Below are 15773 nucleotides of genomic sequence, written 5' to 3' on the forward strand. Positions count from 1 at the left end.
AGTTTCACCGCAATTATCAGAAATAAGTCACAAACGGTGTCGGGTCCGGAACGTTAATTGACGTTGACGCTTTCAACTGCGGTGTGCCGAGGTAGAGAAACCCGACGATTTTATCCTGCTCCCGACAACCGAATGCATCACGTACCACCGGGCTTTCGGTTAACGCCCCACTACGCCAGATCCCGCCAAAGCCCTGGGCAACCGCAGCCATTTGCATTGCCATGACCGCGCAACCGGCAGACATTTCCTGTTCCCAGCGCGGGACTTTATGATTTTCTTCGCATTTCGCCACCACCGTTATGATAAGTGGCGCGCGGAACGGCGCATTACGGGCTTTGTCGATCGCTTTCTCATCACTCCCCGCAGCAACTGCGCCCTGTTCCAGAACGGCGCTGAAACGTTCGCGCCCTTCCCCCTCAATCACAAAAAAATGCCACGGTTGCATGGACTTATGGTCCGGCGCACGCATCCCCGCACGCAGGATGTTTTGCAGTTGCTCACCTGTTGGTGCGGGTTCCGCCAGGCGGGAGGCGCTACGGCGATTGATCAATAGTTCGAGTGCATCCATTTGATTAACTCCTGTCATGATGTTTATTCACAAAATTAACACGAGAGTGGATTTTGTTACAGCACAGGCCGCGATTCCTGCTGACAAGTGCCGGTTGGGTCATTACGATAACCACATCTATTGCACCTGCGACAGGTGTAACTTTTAGTCTGGGAGAATACATGCGAACCCTTTGGCGACTTATTGCCGGATTTTTTAAATGGACGTGGCGTCTACTGAATTTTGTCCGTGAAATGGTACTTAACCTGTTTTTTATTTTTCTCGTGCTTGTTGTCGTGGGTATCTGGATGCAGGTCAGTGGTAGCGATAGCAAAGAAACCGCCAGTCGTGGCGCGTTGCTGCTCGATATCTCCGGCGTGATCGTCGATAAGCCTGACAGTTCGCAGCGGTTTAGCAAGCTGAGCCGTCAGTTACTTGGTGCCAGTTCTGATCGTTTGCAGGAAAACTCACTGTTTGACATTGTAAACACCATTCGCCAGGCAAAAGATGACCGGAACATCACCGGTATCGTGATGGATCTGAAAAACTTCGCGGGCGGCGATCAGCCTTCCATGCAGTACATTGGTAAAGCCCTGAAAGAGTTTCGTGACAGCGGCAAACCGGTTTATGCCATTGGCGAGAACTACAGCCAGGGGCAATATTATCTTGCCAGTTTTGCCAACAAAATCTGGCTATCACCACAAGGCGTGGTTGATCTGCATGGTTTTGCGACCAACGGACTGTATTACAAGTCATTGTTGGATAAGTTAAAAGTTTCCACCCATGTGTTCCGCGTCGGTACGTATAAATCTGCCGTTGAGCCGTTTATTCGTGATGATATGTCACCGGCAGCCCGCGAGGCTGACAGCCGCTGGATTGGTGAGCTGTGGCAAAACTATCTCAACACTGTGGCTGCTAATCGTCAGATCACCGCCCAGCAAGTATTCCCTGGCGCACAAGGGGTGCTTGATGGCTTAACCAAAACCGGTGGCGATACCGCGAAGTACGCGCTGGATAACAAACTGGTCGATGCACTGGCATCAAGTGCCGAAATCGAAAAAGCCCTGACCAAAGAGTTCGGCTGGAGTAAGGCGGATAAAAATTATCGCGCCATCAGTTATTACGATTATGCTTTGAAAACTCCGGCAGATACCGGCGACAGCATCGGTGTCGTCTTCGCAAATGGCGCAATTATGGATGGCGAAGAAACCCAGGGTAATGTTGGCGGCGACACAACCGCAGCGCAAATCCGCGACGCTCGTCTTGACCCGAAAGTGAAAGCGATTGTTCTGCGTGTTAATAGCCCTGGCGGCAGCGTTACTGCGTCTGAAGTGATTCGATCTGAACTGGCAGCAGCCCGAGCGGCTGGCAAGCCTGTGGTTGTATCGATGGGCGGCATGGCGGCATCTGGTGGTTACTGGATCTCCACGCCGGCCAATTACATTGTGGCTAACCCCAGCACTCTGACCGGTTCTATCGGTATCTTCGGCGTGATCACTACCGTAGAAAACAGTCTGGATTCGATTGGTGTACATACTGATGGCGTTTCAACCTCACCTCTGGCGGATGTTTCCATTACTAAAGCACTGCCGCCGGAAGCGCAGCAGATGATGCAGTTAAGCATTGAGAACGGTTATAAACGCTTCATCACGCTGGTTGCGGATTCGCGTAACTCGACGCCAGAGCAGATCGATAAAATCGCTCAGGGGCACGTCTGGACTGGTCAGGATGCGAAAGCTAACGGTCTGGTCGATAGTCTCGGTGATTTCGATGATGCAGTTGCCAAAGCGGCAGAACTGGCCAAAATGAAACAGTGGCATCTGGAATATTACGTCGATGAACCAACCTTCTTCGACAAAGTGATGGACAACATGTCAGGTTCTGTACGGGCGATGTTGCCAGATACGCTCCAGGCTATGTTGCCTGCACCGCTGGCCTCGGTGGCTTCAACCGTTAAAAGCGAAAGCGACAAGCTGGCGGCCTTTAACGATCCGCAAAACCGTTACGCGTTTTGCCTGACCTGCGCCAACGTGCGGTAATCCCTGCAAATATGTGGCCGATATGCTGTCGGCCACACTCCTGAACCGGACTGTCTTTCACTTCCTCTCTCCACTACATTGCCTTGCTCATTCTGCATCTGATAAGGAGTCATCAGTGAATAAGGCACCCTCTTTAATTGCCGCTATTGTCCTCGGACTGGGGATCAGCGCCTGTGGTTATTTCGTTGGCGATGGAGTTAAGCATTTAAAAACTAACAACCGTTATGTGAACGTGCGGGGGCTTTCGGAAAAAGAAGTTCGCGCAGATACGGCTGAATTAACCATTGCGATTAACTTTAAGGGCAATGTTCCCGGCGAGCTTTTCCCAAAACTGGAAGACGCGCAGAAAAAAATTGTTGCCGAACTCAACGCTCAGGGGATTAGCAGCACAGAGATAAACCTGGGCCAATGGACAAGCAAGCGAACGGACTCCTTTTATCTCAAAGATGATCCAACGATGCCTCGCTATAATGCCGACGGGTCAGTGACGATAAAAACCCATAACGTTGCTGCCGTCGAAAAAGTCGTCGCTAAACTAAACGAACTGCAAGTCGCCACGGATGGTGCTATCGCTGATAGCAAAATCGCCTATCGTTTTAATGGCATTGGCGCACTTCGCGCTGAGATGATTGCCGCCGCGACAAAAGACGCACGCAACGCAGCATTACAGTTTGCGACGGATTCAGGTAGTCAGGTGGGGTCAATCAGCGATGCTTCGCAAGGGGTGTTCCAGATCTTCGCCAGTGGCAGTGATGAAGATGATCCTACGGCGATTAATAAAACGGTGCGCGTGGTAACGACCGTAACCTATGCGTTGCAGGATTAATCACTTTTCTCCGGCGGGACGCTACACCCTCTGTTCCGCCAGACTTTTCTCATATCCACAGAGTATCCAGGTGCGCTCCCTGCCCCTCACGTATATACTTTTGCTCTTTCGATATCATTCATATCAATATCATGCAAAAGAAATCAATTTACGTTGCCTACACGGGCGGAACCATCGGGATGCAGCGTTCCGAGCAGGGTTATATTCCAGTGTCAGGTCATCTGCAACGCCAGTTGGCGTTGATGCCGGAATTCCATCGCCCGGAGATGCCAGATTTCACTATTCATGAATATACGCCGCTAATGGATTCTTCCGATATGACGCCGGAAGACTGGCAGCATATCGCTGAAGACATTAAAGCGCACTATAACGAGTACGATGGTTTTGTCATTCTGCACGGCACCGATACCATGGCATATACCGCCTCTGCACTGTCGTTCATACTGGAGAATCTTGGTAAACCGGTCATTGTGACAGGGTCACAAATCCCGTTAGCCGAGCTACGCTCTGACGGACAAATCAATCTGCTGAATGCGTTGTACGTTGCTGCTAACTACCCGATCAACGAAGTAACGCTGTTTTTTAATAACCGCCTGTATCGCGGAAACCGAACCACTAAAGCCCATGCCGATGGTTTTGATGCCTTTGCTTCCCCCAATCTTCCACCGTTACTGGAAGCAGGTATCCATATTCGTCGTTTGAATACACCACCCGCCCCGCACGGTGATGGAGAACTGATCGTTCATCCAATTACGCCACAACCGATCGGCGTGGTGACAATTTATCCGGGGATCTCTGCCGATGTTGTGCGTAATTTCCTGCGCCAACCGGTTAGGGCGTTGATTCTTCGCTCTTACGGCGTGGGTAATGCGCCGCAAAACAAAGCTTTCCTGCAAGAATTACAGGAGGCCAGCGATCGCGGTATCGTGGTGGTTAATCTGACGCAATGTATGTCCGGTAAAGTGAATATGGGGGGATATGCCACCGGTAACGCCCTCGCCCACGCCGGCGTTATTGGCGGCGCGGATATGACTGTGGAAGCCACTCTCACCAAGCTGCACTATCTACTTAGCCAGGGACTGGATACTGAAACCATTCGCAAGGCTATGAGCCAAAACCTACGCGGCGAGCTGACGCCGGATGATTAAGCAACTGTCTTGTTCGGGTTTCAGATGAGTGGCTCAGTGTATGCGCCAAACGCTTAATCACGGGCTATAAACCCCAGGAGACAACAGGCTGCATACACATTGCCAAATCTAATCGCTGTTATATTAACCAATTTTCAAGATACAAGGAGATTGCAATGCCCCATCGCGCCCTGTTACTGGTCGATTTACAAAATGATTTCTGTGCCGGTGGCGCGCTCGCCGTGCCAGAAGGTGACAGCACTGTGGATGTCGCTAACCGCTTGATTGACTGGTGTCAGTTGCGCGGTGAACCAGTTATCGCCAGTCAGGACTGGCATCCGGCTAATCACGGCAGTTTTGCCAGCCAGCATCAGGTGGAGCCATACAGCCAGGGGACGCTCGACGGTTTGCCGCAAACATTCTGGCCTGAACACTGCGTGCAGAGCAGTGAAGGCGCGCAATTACATCCGTTACTCAATCAAAATGCGATCGCAGCAGTGTTCCATAAAGGCGAAAACCCTTTAGTTGACAGTTACAGTGCTTTTTTTGATAACGGACGTCGGCAGAAAACCGCGCTCGATGGCTGGTTACGCGACCATGAAATCAATGAATTGATCGTTATGGGGCTGGCTACTGACTATTGTGTGAAGTTTACCGTGCTGGACGCGTTGCAGTTAGGTTATAGCGTGAGCGTGATTACCGATGGCTGTCGTGGCGTAAATATTCAGCCGCAGGACAGTGCACACGCATTTATGGAGATGTCAGCGGCTGGAGCAACACTGTACACGCTGGCGGACTGGGAAGAGACGCAGGGATAATTTTGCTGGCCTACGATTCAGTACTGACGTTGTAGGCCAGATAAGACACATCAACGGCGCATCTGGCGTGCTCGTAGTTAAATCAAACAATCAACTCGTAACAGTAAAGATTATCCCTCTCTTCATAAACGTCTGATAAAGGGAACAAATCTCTTACTTAAACATGGCTATCGGCTTTGCCGAGATACCAAAATCTTCTTTCAACTGTTGTTTGCTCTTCATGACCATCTGACCGTTAGTGTCGATTGTCATATGCTGCGCATCGGTATTGTTTCGGGCCTGCCATAACATCACCAGTTGCAGGCAGTTCTCTTTTTGTTCTTCAGTCAGCGCAACACCATCTGGCCATTTTCCCAGTTCAACGGCAGTCGATAAACGCTGGTAAACCTCAGGCGTCATGCTGTTGATTATTTCATCAAGATCCATAATTTTCCCGCTCCTGTGGAATAAGTTGCTGAATCGTTTTTTCAACCGTTGATTTCTTCGCCATTTTCGTCATCAGTAAAGCGCAATGATGCCGAGTTAACACAATAACGTTCGCCTGTGGGTTGCGGGCCGTCGGGAAAGACGTGCCCCAGATGGGCATCACAGTTTCCGCAACGAATTTCTATCCGCTGCATACCATGTGACAAGTCTTTGATATAACGGATCGAATCTTCACTCACCGGCTCATAAAAACTGGGCCAGCCACAGCCTGAATCATACTTGGTTTGGGAGTGAAACAGAGGTGCATCGCAAATCAAACAGTGGTAAACACCGCCGCGCTTGTTATGCAGTAAACGTCCAGTGAATGGCGGCTCCGTCCCGTGATTCTGAGTCACGTAAAACTGCATCTCGGACAAATTTTTTTTCAGTTCTTCTGCCGAAGGTTTGTTAGCCATTTGCTCACATCTCACTTTAATCACGCTCACATTACGTGACTTATTCTAACAAAACATTAACACCTACTGGCAAAATTTTGTCCTAAACTTGATCTCGACGAAATAGCTGCACCTAAATCGTGATGAAAATCACATTTTTATCATAATTGCCCTTTAAAATTCTGGGCGCCGCCCTCATGTGGTTTCAAGCCCAAAGGAAGAGTGAGGCGAGTCAGTCGTGTAATGCCAAGGCACAGGATTGATTTGTCGCAATGATTGACACGATTCCGCTTGACGCTGCGTAAGGTTTTTGTAATTTTACAGGCAACCTTTTATTCACTAACAAATAGCTGGTGGAATATATGACTATCAAAGTAGGTATCAACGGTTTTGGCCGTATCGGTCGCATTGTTTTCCGTGCTGCTCAGAAACGTTCTGACATTGAGATCGTTGCAATCAACGACCTGTTAGACGCTGATTACATGGCATACATGCTGAAATATGACTCCACTCACGGTCGTTTCGACGGCACCGTTGAAGTGAAAGACGGTCATCTGATCGTAAACGGTAAAAAAATCCGTGTTACCGCTGAACGTGATCCGGCTAACCTGAAATGGGACGAAGTTGGTGTTGACGTTGTCGCTGAAGCAACTGGTCTGTTCCTGACTGACGAAACTGCTCGTAAACACATCACCGCTGGTGCGAAAAAAGTGGTTATGACTGGTCCGTCTAAAGACAACACTCCGATGTTCGTTAAAGGCGCTAACTTCGACAAATATGCTGGCCAGGACATCGTTTCTAACGCTTCCTGCACCACCAACTGCCTGGCTCCGCTGGCTAAAGTTATCAACGATAACTTCGGCATCATCGAAGGTCTGATGACCACCGTTCACGCTACTACCGCTACTCAGAAAACCGTTGACGGCCCGTCTCACAAAGACTGGCGCGGCGGCCGTGGCGCTTCCCAGAACATCATCCCGTCCTCTACCGGTGCTGCTAAAGCTGTAGGTAAAGTACTGCCAGAACTGAATGGCAAACTGACTGGTATGGCGTTCCGTGTTCCGACTCCGAACGTATCCGTAGTTGACCTGACCGTTCGTCTGGAAAAAGCTGCAACTTACGAGCAGATCAAAGCTGCCGTTAAAGCTGCTGCTGAAGGCGAAATGAAAGGCGTTCTGGGCTACACCGAAGATGACGTAGTATCTACCGATTTCAACGGCGAAGTTTGCACTTCCGTGTTCGATGCTAAAGCGGGTATCGCTCTGAACGACAACTTCGTGAAACTGGTATCCTGGTACGACAACGAAACCGGTTACTCCAACAAAGTTCTGGATCTGATCGCTCACATCTCCAAATAAGTTGAGATGACTCTGTGATCTAAAAAGAGCGACTTCGGTCGCTCTTTTTTTTACCTGATGAAATGAAGTTAAAGGACTGCGTCATGATTAAGAAAATTTTTGCCCTTCCGGTCATCGAACAAATTTCCCCTGTCCTCTCCCGTCGTAAACTGGATGAACTGAACCTTATTGTGGTCGATCATCCCCAGGTAAAAGCCTCTTTTGCATTACAGGGCGCACACCTTCTTTCCTGGAAACCTACAGGTGAAGAAGACGTTCTGTGGTTGAGTAATAACACGCCGTTTAAAAATGGCGTCGCCATTCGCGGCGGCGTGCCGGTTTGTTGGCCGTGGTTTGGTCCGGCAGCACAGCAAGGTCTGCCTGCTCACGGTTTTGCCCGCATTCTGCCGTGGACGCTGAAATCGCACAGTGAAGATGCCGATGGCGTAGCGCTGACTTTTGAACTGACACAAAGCGACGAGACGAAAAAATACTGGCCGCACGACTTTACGCTGTTAGCGCATTTCCGCGTGGGTAAGACTTGTGAAATTGATCTTGAAGCGCACGGCGAATTTGAAACCACCTCTGCCCTGCATACCTACTTTAACGTGGGTGATATTGCTAAGGTGAGCGTCAGTGGCCTGGGCGATCGCTTCATTGATAAAGTCAATGACGCGAAAGAAGGCACTTTGACCGGGGGGATTCAGACATTCCCGGATCGTACCGATCGCGTGTATCTGAATCCGCAAGATTGTAGTGTGATTAATGACGAAGCGTTGAATCGCATTATTACCATTGGTCACCAGCATCATCTGAACGTTGTTGGCTGGAATCCAGGTCCGGCGCTTTCAGTCAGCATGGGCGATATGCCAGATGACGGCTACAAAACCTTTGTCTGCGTAGAAACCGCTTACGCCTCTGAAGCACAAAAAACGTCCAAAGATATGCCCTCTCGTCTGGCACAATCCATCCGCGTTGCCAAACGCTAATCTGCGCTAGTTTTGTGTGCCGGATGCGATGTATCCGGCACTGCTCAGCATCACACCATATCCAGCGCAGTTTTTACTTTTGGTGCCGGATACGCTTTGTCCAGCATCGCTAATTCTTCTGGCGAAAGCACAATCTCCAGCACAGCCGCATTTTGTTGAACATGCGCGATAGTTGCCGCTTTTGGAATCGCCATCACGCCTTGATGGCTGATTACCCACGCCAGCAGAACTTGCGCCGCGCTGACATTGTGGGCATGTGCGATTTCGTTGACGACCGCGTTTTTTAGCAGTCCATTGCGCAACCGCCCAGCCTGGGCTAACGGGCTGTAAGCCATCACCGGCATCTGCTGTTGCTGGCACCAGGGGAGTAAATCGAACTCAATACCCCGTGAGCCAAGATGATAAAGCACCTGATTAGTCGCACACTGATTTCCCCCCGGCACCTGCCAGAGCTCCTGCATATCGGCATAATCAAGATTAGAAACGCCCCAGCGGCGGATTTTGCCCTGGGCGATCAATTTTTCCATCGCGGCAACAGTTTCTTCAAAAGCGAAACTGCCAGACCAGTGTAATAAATAAAGATCGAGATAATCGGTATTAAGACGGCGTAAGCTGGCTTCGCAGGCATTAATCGCTTTTTGTCCGCCAGCATTCCACGGATAGACCTTAGAGACGAGAAAGGCCTTATCACGCAGGCCAGTTAATGCTTCACCAACTACCTTTTCAGCACCACCGTCCGCATACATTTCGGCGGTATCAATGAGGGTTAAACCGAGTTCAATGCCCGCGCGCAGTGCAGCGACTTCTGTTTTGCGCTGACTGACATCTTCGCCCATAAACCATGTTCCCTGCCCTATGGCTGGCACTGAGTCCCCATCACTAAACTGAATCATTTTTTGTTGCATTGTTTCCTCCCAGGTTACGCACCACCGTAATGCAAAACAGGGCGTGACGCCCTGTTTTTATGCACAAAATGCCCTGGAAAGATGCACTATCAGAATTTGTAGGTGATCCCGGTCGAAATCAGACCTGTCCAGGACTTATCAACCATCGGGCTATCGGTAACTTCATCGGACAGACGGGTGTAGCGCGCAGTACCGTAAATGCTCCAGTCGCCCATGAAGTTGTAGTTGGCGCTCAGTTCCAGATACGGACTCCAGCTATCATTCGGGTTATAGCCACGCAGACCGCTGCGCGCAGACTCTTTACGCGATACGCCATAATAGTATTCGTTATGGTTTTCGCTGTTCCACTGCACACCGATACCCGGGGTCAGAGTCAGACCACCGTTAGTGTAACGGTACAACCAGGCCGTATCCCAGACGATACCGTTGCTGTTATCCAGTGTGTCGGCTGCCAGAGAGGTACGCAGATAACCGTACTGGGTAAAGTGAGCGTAGGACAGACCGGCCATCATAGTGCTCTTACGGTCATCCAGGTGGCGCATCTGGTGGTTGCCACTGTCTTTAGCTTTGAAGTAGAGCGGCGACCAGTAAGCGGTAATCGAAAGTTTATCCGTTGCATCGTTCCACAGGTAGTAACCACCACCTAAGCCACGGAACCAGAAGTTATCGCCTTCATAGTTGATTACCGGTACTGGGTAAACATCGGTATCGTAATCTTTATAAGGGTGTTCAACGACACCTACGCCTGCGCCCAGGGAAAATTTACCTTCAGCGTGTGCTACGCCTGCAGACGTTGCGATAAGCACTCCAAGTGCCAGAAGTTTGAGTTTGGTCACAATTAATCATTCCTTAAACAAATGTTTAGCGGGCGACAAAGTTTACCCGTTAATACATCGAAACCCAACCTTTTTACATTTTCATTTCTAAAGGTAACTGTTTAATTTTCCTGACGCTGGTGACATCAGGCTTACACCTGAATGAATTTTGCATTACCGACGGCAATATTCTTTACATTAGTTATGCAATTTTTATGGGTGAGTTGTTGATATGCCATTGAAATCCAGAAAGCCGTGCAGGCAAGTTTTCCATTTGCCATCTACGCTTAATTTTGAAGGTGTATCACCGGGCACGTTCTTCTCGCAGTCGGTAAGATGGCATGAGAGTTGCTGTGTTTTAGCAAGAGACGTCGTTCAGTTTACCTCTTCCGGGAGCCTCTACTATTCATATGAACGGCTCTTAACCTGTGCTAAAAAACGAAAGGACGGCATACCATGAATATATTCGATCACTATCGCCAGCGATATGAAGCTGCCAAGGACGAAGAGTTCACACTGCAGGAGTTTCTTACCACTTGTCGGCAAGATCGCAGTGCTTATGCCAACGCGGCTGAGCGGCTACTGATGGCTATTGGTGAGCCTGTCATGGTCGATACAGCCCAGGAACCCAGACTTTCTCGACTCTTCTCGAACCGGGTCATCGCACGTTATCCGGCGTTTGAAGAGTTTTACGGCATGGAAGACGCGATTGAACAGATTGTCTCTTATCTGAAACACGCGGCTCAGGGGCTGGAAGAGAAGAAACAAATTCTGTATCTGCTGGGGCCTGTGGGTGGAGGGAAATCGTCGCTTGCGGAGCGACTGAAATCATTAATGCAACTCGTGCCTATTTATGTATTGAGCGCCAATGGTGAGCGCAGCCCGGTCAACGATCATCCGTTCTGTCTGTTCAATCCACAGGAAGATGCGCAGATCCTCGAAAAAGAGTACGGCATTCCGCGCCGCTACCTCGGCACTATCATGTCGCCGTGGGCCGCGAAGCGCCTGCATGAATTTGGTGGCGATATCACTAAATTTCGGGTTGTGAAGGTCTGGCCGTCGATTCTACAACAAATTGCCATCGCTAAAACGGAGCCCGGCGATGAGAACAACCAGGATATCTCAGCGCTGGTAGGGAAAGTCGATATTCGTAAGCTCGAACACTACGCGCAGAACGATCCAGACGCCTATGGTTATTCCGGTGCGCTGTGTCGCGCCAACCAGGGGATCATGGAATTTGTCGAGATGTTTAAAGCACCGATTAAAGTGCTGCATCCTCTGTTGACCGCCACCCAGGAAGGCAACTACAACGGGACGGAAGGTATCTCCGCCCTGCCGTTCAACGGGATTATTCTCGCCCACTCGAACGAATCCGAATGGGTCACTTTCCGTAACAATAAAAACAACGAGGCCTTCCTCGACCGTGTCTATATCGTGAAGGTGCCGTACTGCTTGCGCATTTCCGAAGAGATTAAAATCTACGAGAAATTACTTAATCATAGTGAACTGACTCACGCACCATGCGCACCTGGCACGCTGGAAACTCTGTCACGTTTTTCCATTCTTTCGCGTCTGAAAGAGCCAGAAAACTCCAGCATTTATTCAAAGATGCGCGTTTATGATGGCGAAAGTCTAAAAGATACCGATCCGAAAGCCAAATCGTATCAGGAGTATCGGGATTACGCGGGCGTCGATGAAGGGATGAACGGTCTGTCCACACGTTTTGCGTTTAAAATCCTCTCTCGCGTGTTCAACTTCGATCACGTGGAAGTGGCAGCTAACCCGGTCCATCTGTTCTACGTTCTTGAACAGCAGATTGAGCGCGAGCAGTTCCCGCAAGAGCAGGCAGAACGCTATCTGGAGTTCCTGAAAGGTTATCTGATCCCGAAATATGCCGAGTTTATCGGCAAAGAGATCCAGACGGCTTATCTGGAGTCTTATTCCGAATATGGACAGAACATTTTCGATCGTTATGTCACCTATGCGGTATTTCTGGATCCAGGATCAGGAGTATCGCGACCCGGATACCGGTCAGTTGTTTGATCGCGAGTCGCTGAACGCCGAACTGGAGAAAATCGAAAAACCAGCGGGGATCAGCAATCCGAAAGATTTCCGTAACGAGATTGTCAACTTCGTGCTGCGCGCCAGAGCAAATAACAGCGGACGCAATCCGAACTGGACCAGTTATGAAAAACTGCGCACGGTTATTGAGAAAAAAATGTTTTCCAATACCGAAGAATTACTGCCAGTCATTTCGTTTAACGCTAAAACCTCAACCGACGAGCAGAAGAAACACGACGATTTTGTCGACCGTATGATGGAGAAAGGCTACACCCGTAAACAGGTGCGTTTACTGTGCGAATGGTATTTGCGCGTACGTAAATCCTCTTAACAACCATGGCCCGGAGCACATGCTCATGGGCCTACAACGACAGCGAACCGTAGGCCGGATAAGCGAAGCGTGTCCGGCAATACAGGTGCAGCATACAGTTGGCAAATGCAGTACGGGGGGCATATGACCTGGTTTATTGACCGGCGTCTGAACGGCAAAAACAAAAGCATGGTGAATCGCCAGCGTTTTTTACGCCGTTATAAAGCGCAAATTAAACAGTCGATCTCCGAGGCCATTAATAAGCGTTCGGTGACTGACGTCGACAGCGGCGAGTCCGTCTCCATTCCAACGGAAGATATTAGCGAACCGATGTTTCATCAGGGGCGTGGCGGCCTGCGCCATCGCGTTCACCCGGGTAACGACCATTTCATCCAGAACGATCGCATTGAACGTCCCCAGGGCGGCAGCGGCGGTTCCGGTAGTGGTCAGGGCCAGGCTAGTCAGGACGGTGAAGGTCAGGATGAATTTGTCTTCCAGATTTCGAAAGACGAATATCTCGACCTGCTGTTTGAAGATTTAGCCTTACCGAATTTAAAACAGAACCAGCAACGCCAATTGACCGAGTTTAAAACGCATCGGGCGGGTTATACCGCTAACGGCGTTCCGGCCAATATCAGCGTGGTGCGTTCATTGCAAAACTCACTGGCGAGACGTACCGCGATGACCGCAGGTAAACGGCGGGAACTTCATGCTCTGGAAGAAGATTTGGCAATCATCAGCAACAGTGAACCTGCGCAATTGCTGGAAGAGGAACGGCTACGCAAAGAGATTGCCGAATTACGCGCCAAAATTGAACGCGTTCCGTTCATCGACACCTTCGATTTACGTTATAAGAACTACGAAAAACGACCCGATCCCTCCAGTCAGGCGGTAATGTTTTGTCTGATGGACGTTTCTGGTTCAATGGATCAATCCACCAAAGATATGGCCAAACGTTTTTATATTTTGCTGTATCTGTTCCTGAGCAGAACTTACAAGAACGTGGAGGTCGTTTACATCCGCCACCATACCCAGGCGAAAGAAGTCGATGAACATGAGTTTTTCTACTCGCAGGAAACGGGTGGCACCATTGTTTCCAGCGCTCTGAAACTGATGGATGAGGTGGTGAAAGAGCGTTATAACCCGGCACAATGGAATATTTATGCCGCGCAGGCGTCGGACGGTGATAACTGGGCCGATGACTCTCCGCTTTGCCATGAAATTCTGGCGAAAAAATTGTTGCCCGTTGTTCGTTATTACAGCTATATCGAAATTACCCGTCGCGCTCATCAGACATTGTGGCGGGAATATGAGCATCTGCAATCTACATTCGAAAACTTTGCGATGCAGCATATCCGCGATCAGGATGATATTTATCCGGTGTTTCGCGAACTATTTCATAAACAAAATGCAACTACTAAAGACTAAAACCATCAGCCAGGTCATTATTCCCTGGCTGATTTTTAGTTAATTGTAAATACAGTTATTTATTATCTACATTAGCTTACAAACAACTTAAATATAACAGCGTAACCTTTACAGAACTTAGTTTCATGAAACAATCATTCGGAAAAATGATTCTGTTAGCACGCTTTTCTCAATGCTATACTTTAATTCTTTTTTACTGATAATGATAATTGATCCCGGTCAAAACTCCATTTCTCTGCAATCAATAAAATCGACTACTCAGATTGCTCTCCTTTTTTATGGTTCCCATGGGTACACAAAAATTAAAAGCACACAGCTTTTTTATTTTCAGCTTACTATTGACATTAATTTTATTTTGCATTACCACCTTATATAATGAAAACGCCAATATAAAGCTCATCCCTCAGATGAACTACCTGATGGTCGTTGTGGCTTTATTTTTCCTTAACGCCGTCATTTTCCTTTTCATGTTAATGAAGTATTTTACTAATCGAGATATTTTCCCAACCCTAATTTTAAGTCTTGCTTTTTTAAGTGGCCTTGTCTATTTAACTGAAACGATCGTTATTATTCACAAGCCTATCAGCGATAGTACGCTGATCCAGACGAAATCGAATGACGTTTCCATTTTCTATCTTTTTCGCCAACTAAGTTTTATTAGCTTAGCATCGCTGGCTCTTTTCTGTTATGACCGAAACAGCATTCTGACAAACAACAAGAAAAAAACCTGCATCCTGTTGCTGGCACTAATACCTTTTATGTTGTTTCCATTACTGGCGCACAACCTGAGCAGTTATAATCCTGACTATGCCTTATATGTCGTAGATTACTGCCCGAATAATAATACTGCGAGTTGGGGTATTAACTACACCAAGATTCTGGTTTGTCTGTGGGCATGTTTACTATTTTTTATTATCACACGGACAGGTTTAGCGAGCGAACTTTGGCCGTCAATCGCGTTATTATGTCTGGCCTCACTCTGTTGTAACTTGTTGCTACTGACTCTGGATGAATATAATTACACCATCTGGTATATCAGCCGCGGTATTGAGGTTTCCAGTAAACTGTTTGTGGTTTCTTTCCTGATTTATAACATTTTTCAGGAACTACAACTTGCCAGTAAACTGGCGGTTTATGATGTACTGACCAATATTTATAACCGCCGTCACTTTTTCAACAGTGTAGAGTCATTACTCTCTCGCCCTGTTGTGAAGGATTTTTGTATCATGCTGGTAGATATTAACCAGTTCAAACGCATAAATGCTCAGTGGGGTCATCATGTGGGCGATAAAGTTCTGGTTTCAATTGTCGATATTATCCAGCAAAGTATCCGCCCCGATGACATCTTCGCGCGTCTGGAAGGTGAAGAGTTCGGTTTACTATTTACCGAATTGAATGCTGCCCAGGCAAAAATTATCGCCGATCGGGTGCGTAAAAATGTCGAACTACTGACCGGTTTTAGTAATAGATATAATGTCCCTGAACAAATGACCATCAGCATTGGCTGTGTTTTTTCCACTGGCGACACGCGTAATATCTCGCTTGTCATGACGGAAGCTGATAAAGCGTTACGAGAAGCGAAAAATGATGGTGGCAACAAAGTGATTATTCATTATATTTGAGTGCAAAATTATTCACAGCCATGCGTTTTGCGTGGCTTTGGCATACAATTTATTATCAATACCCCTAAATTTCCCCTCCCCAGCGGCGC

The 15773-nt window shown here is 48.5% G+C and carries 13 protein-coding genes and 1 pseudogene; 9 read left to right on the forward strand and 5 right to left on the reverse strand.

Going from position 1 to position 15773, the window contains the following annotated elements:
- Positions 1-16: 16 nt before the first annotated feature.
- Positions 17-568 carry an NAD(P)H nitroreductase gene (locus tag ESM_RS0102480; RefSeq protein ID WP_000339299.1) on the reverse strand — a complete coding sequence of 184 codons (552 nt, stop codon included), beginning with the start codon at positions 566-568 and terminating at the stop codon, positions 17-19.
- 161 nt (positions 569-729) lie between these two features.
- Here ESM_RS0102480 and sppA point away from each other — a divergent pair, with 161 nt between their 5' ends.
- The 4 genes from sppA (at position 730) to pncA (ending at position 5357) form a co-directional block, all read left to right on the forward strand.
- Positions 730-2586, forward strand: a complete 1857-nt coding sequence (sppA, locus tag ESM_RS0102485; protein ID WP_001259890.1) for a signal peptide peptidase SppA — start codon at positions 730-732, stop codon at positions 2584-2586.
- A 115-nt stretch (positions 2587-2701) separates the two neighbouring features.
- A complete protein-coding gene (locus tag ESM_RS0102490; protein ID WP_001030440.1) occupies positions 2702-3412 on the forward strand; it encodes an SIMPL domain-containing protein in 711 nt (236 codons plus the stop codon).
- A gap of 131 nt (positions 3413-3543) precedes the next feature.
- Positions 3544-4560 carry an asparaginase gene (gene ansA, locus ESM_RS0102495; protein WP_001170182.1) on the forward strand — a complete coding sequence of 339 codons (1017 nt, stop codon included), beginning with the start codon at positions 3544-3546 and terminating at the stop codon, positions 4558-4560.
- 155 nt (positions 4561-4715) lie between these two features.
- Positions 4716-5357 carry a bifunctional nicotinamidase/pyrazinamidase gene (gene pncA, locus ESM_RS0102500; protein ID WP_001120524.1) on the forward strand — a complete coding sequence of 214 codons (642 nt, stop codon included), beginning with the start codon at positions 4716-4718 and terminating at the stop codon, positions 5355-5357.
- Positions 5358-5510: 153 nt separating this feature from the next.
- On the opposite strand, the gene ESM_RS0102505 is transcribed toward pncA, so the two are convergent.
- Both ESM_RS0102505 and msrB read right to left on the reverse strand, forming a co-directional pair.
- On the reverse strand, positions 5511-5783 hold the full coding sequence (locus ESM_RS0102505) for a YeaC family protein (protein WP_010376102.1): 273 nt from the start codon (positions 5781-5783) through the stop codon (positions 5511-5513).
- Positions 5784-5824: 41 nt separating this feature from the next.
- Positions 5825-6238 (reverse strand): peptide-methionine (R)-S-oxide reductase MsrB, encoded by a 414-nt coding sequence (msrB, locus tag ESM_RS0102510; protein WP_001284624.1) that lies wholly within the window; start codon positions 6236-6238, stop codon positions 5825-5827.
- Positions 6239-6579: 341 nt separating this feature from the next.
- On the opposite strand from msrB, the gene gapA reads away from it, so the two are divergent.
- Positions 6580-7575, forward strand: coding sequence for a glyceraldehyde-3-phosphate dehydrogenase (gene gapA / locus ESM_RS0102515; RefSeq protein WP_000153502.1), 996 nt, complete (start codon positions 6580-6582; stop codon positions 7573-7575).
- A gap of 83 nt (positions 7576-7658) precedes the next feature.
- Entirely contained in the window at positions 7659-8543 is an 885-nt protein-coding gene (locus ESM_RS0102520; protein ID WP_010376107.1) for a D-hexose-6-phosphate mutarotase, read from the forward strand.
- Positions 8544-8593: 50 nt separating this feature from the next.
- Here ESM_RS0102520 and yeaE read toward each other — a convergent pair whose 3' ends face one another.
- Together yeaE and mipA are read right to left on the reverse strand one after the other, a co-directional pair.
- Entirely contained in the window at positions 8594-9448 is an 855-nt protein-coding gene (yeaE, locus tag ESM_RS0102525; RefSeq protein WP_001186329.1) for a methylglyoxal reductase YeaE, read from the reverse strand.
- Between the two features lie 89 nt (positions 9449-9537).
- Entirely contained in the window at positions 9538-10284 is a 747-nt protein-coding gene (gene mipA, locus ESM_RS0102530) for a scaffolding protein MipA (protein WP_000163778.1), read from the reverse strand.
- Positions 10285-10719: 435 nt separating this feature from the next.
- Between mipA and yeaG the strand changes: the two are divergent.
- The 3 genes and pseudogenes from yeaG (at position 10720) to ESM_RS0102545 (ending at position 15684) form a co-directional block, all read left to right on the forward strand.
- A pseudogene (gene yeaG, locus ESM_RS01000000123840) lies at positions 10720-12655 on the forward strand (protein kinase YeaG).
- 123 nt (positions 12656-12778) lie between these two features.
- Positions 12779-14062 carry a YeaH/YhbH family protein gene (locus ESM_RS0102540; protein WP_000219671.1) on the forward strand — a complete coding sequence of 428 codons (1284 nt, stop codon included), beginning with the start codon at positions 12779-12781 and terminating at the stop codon, positions 14060-14062.
- 278 nt (positions 14063-14340) lie between these two features.
- The gene (locus ESM_RS0102545) at positions 14341-15684 is read left to right on the forward strand and encodes a sensor domain-containing diguanylate cyclase (protein ID WP_001516280.1); all 1344 of its coding nucleotides are present in this window, start codon (positions 14341-14343) and stop codon (positions 15682-15684) included.
- The last annotated feature ends 89 nt before the right edge of the window (positions 15685-15773 follow it).

The organism is Escherichia sp. TW09308, from assembly GCF_000208565.1.
Taxonomy (GTDB): domain Bacteria; phylum Pseudomonadota; class Gammaproteobacteria; order Enterobacterales; family Enterobacteriaceae; genus Escherichia; species Escherichia marmotae.

What these genes read in the sequence shown, in the direction of transcription:
- ESM_RS0102480 (WP_000339299.1), bottom strand. Translation starts at nt 568, where the DNA reads ATGGATGCACTCGAACTATTGATCAATCGCCGTAGCGCCTCCCGCCTG.
- sppA (WP_001259890.1), top strand. Translation starts at nt 730, where the DNA reads ATGCGAACCCTTTGGCGACTTATTGCCGGATTTTTTAAATGGACGTGG.
- ansA (WP_001170182.1), top strand. Translation starts at nt 3,544, where the DNA reads ATGCAAAAGAAATCAATTTACGTTGCCTACACGGGCGGAACCATCGGG.
- pncA (WP_001120524.1), top strand. Translation starts at nt 4,716, where the DNA reads ATGCCCCATCGCGCCCTGTTACTGGTCGATTTACAAAATGATTTCTGT.
- ESM_RS0102505 (WP_010376102.1), bottom strand. Translation starts at nt 5,783, where the DNA reads ATGGATCTTGATGAAATAATCAACAGCATGACGCCTGAGGTTTACCAG.
- msrB (WP_001284624.1), bottom strand. Translation starts at nt 6,238, where the DNA reads ATGGCTAACAAACCTTCGGCAGAAGAACTGAAAAAAAATTTGTCCGAG.
- gapA (WP_000153502.1), top strand. Translation starts at nt 6,580, where the DNA reads ATGACTATCAAAGTAGGTATCAACGGTTTTGGCCGTATCGGTCGCATT.
- ESM_RS0102520 (WP_010376107.1), top strand. Translation starts at nt 7,659, where the DNA reads ATGATTAAGAAAATTTTTGCCCTTCCGGTCATCGAACAAATTTCCCCT.
- yeaE (WP_001186329.1), bottom strand. Translation starts at nt 9,448, where the DNA reads ATGCAACAAAAAATGATTCAGTTTAGTGATGGGGACTCAGTGCCAGCC.
- ESM_RS0102540 (WP_000219671.1), top strand. Translation starts at nt 12,779, where the DNA reads ATGACCTGGTTTATTGACCGGCGTCTGAACGGCAAAAACAAAAGCATG.
- ESM_RS0102545 (WP_001516280.1), top strand. Translation starts at nt 14,341, where the DNA reads ATGGTTCCCATGGGTACACAAAAATTAAAAGCACACAGCTTTTTTATT.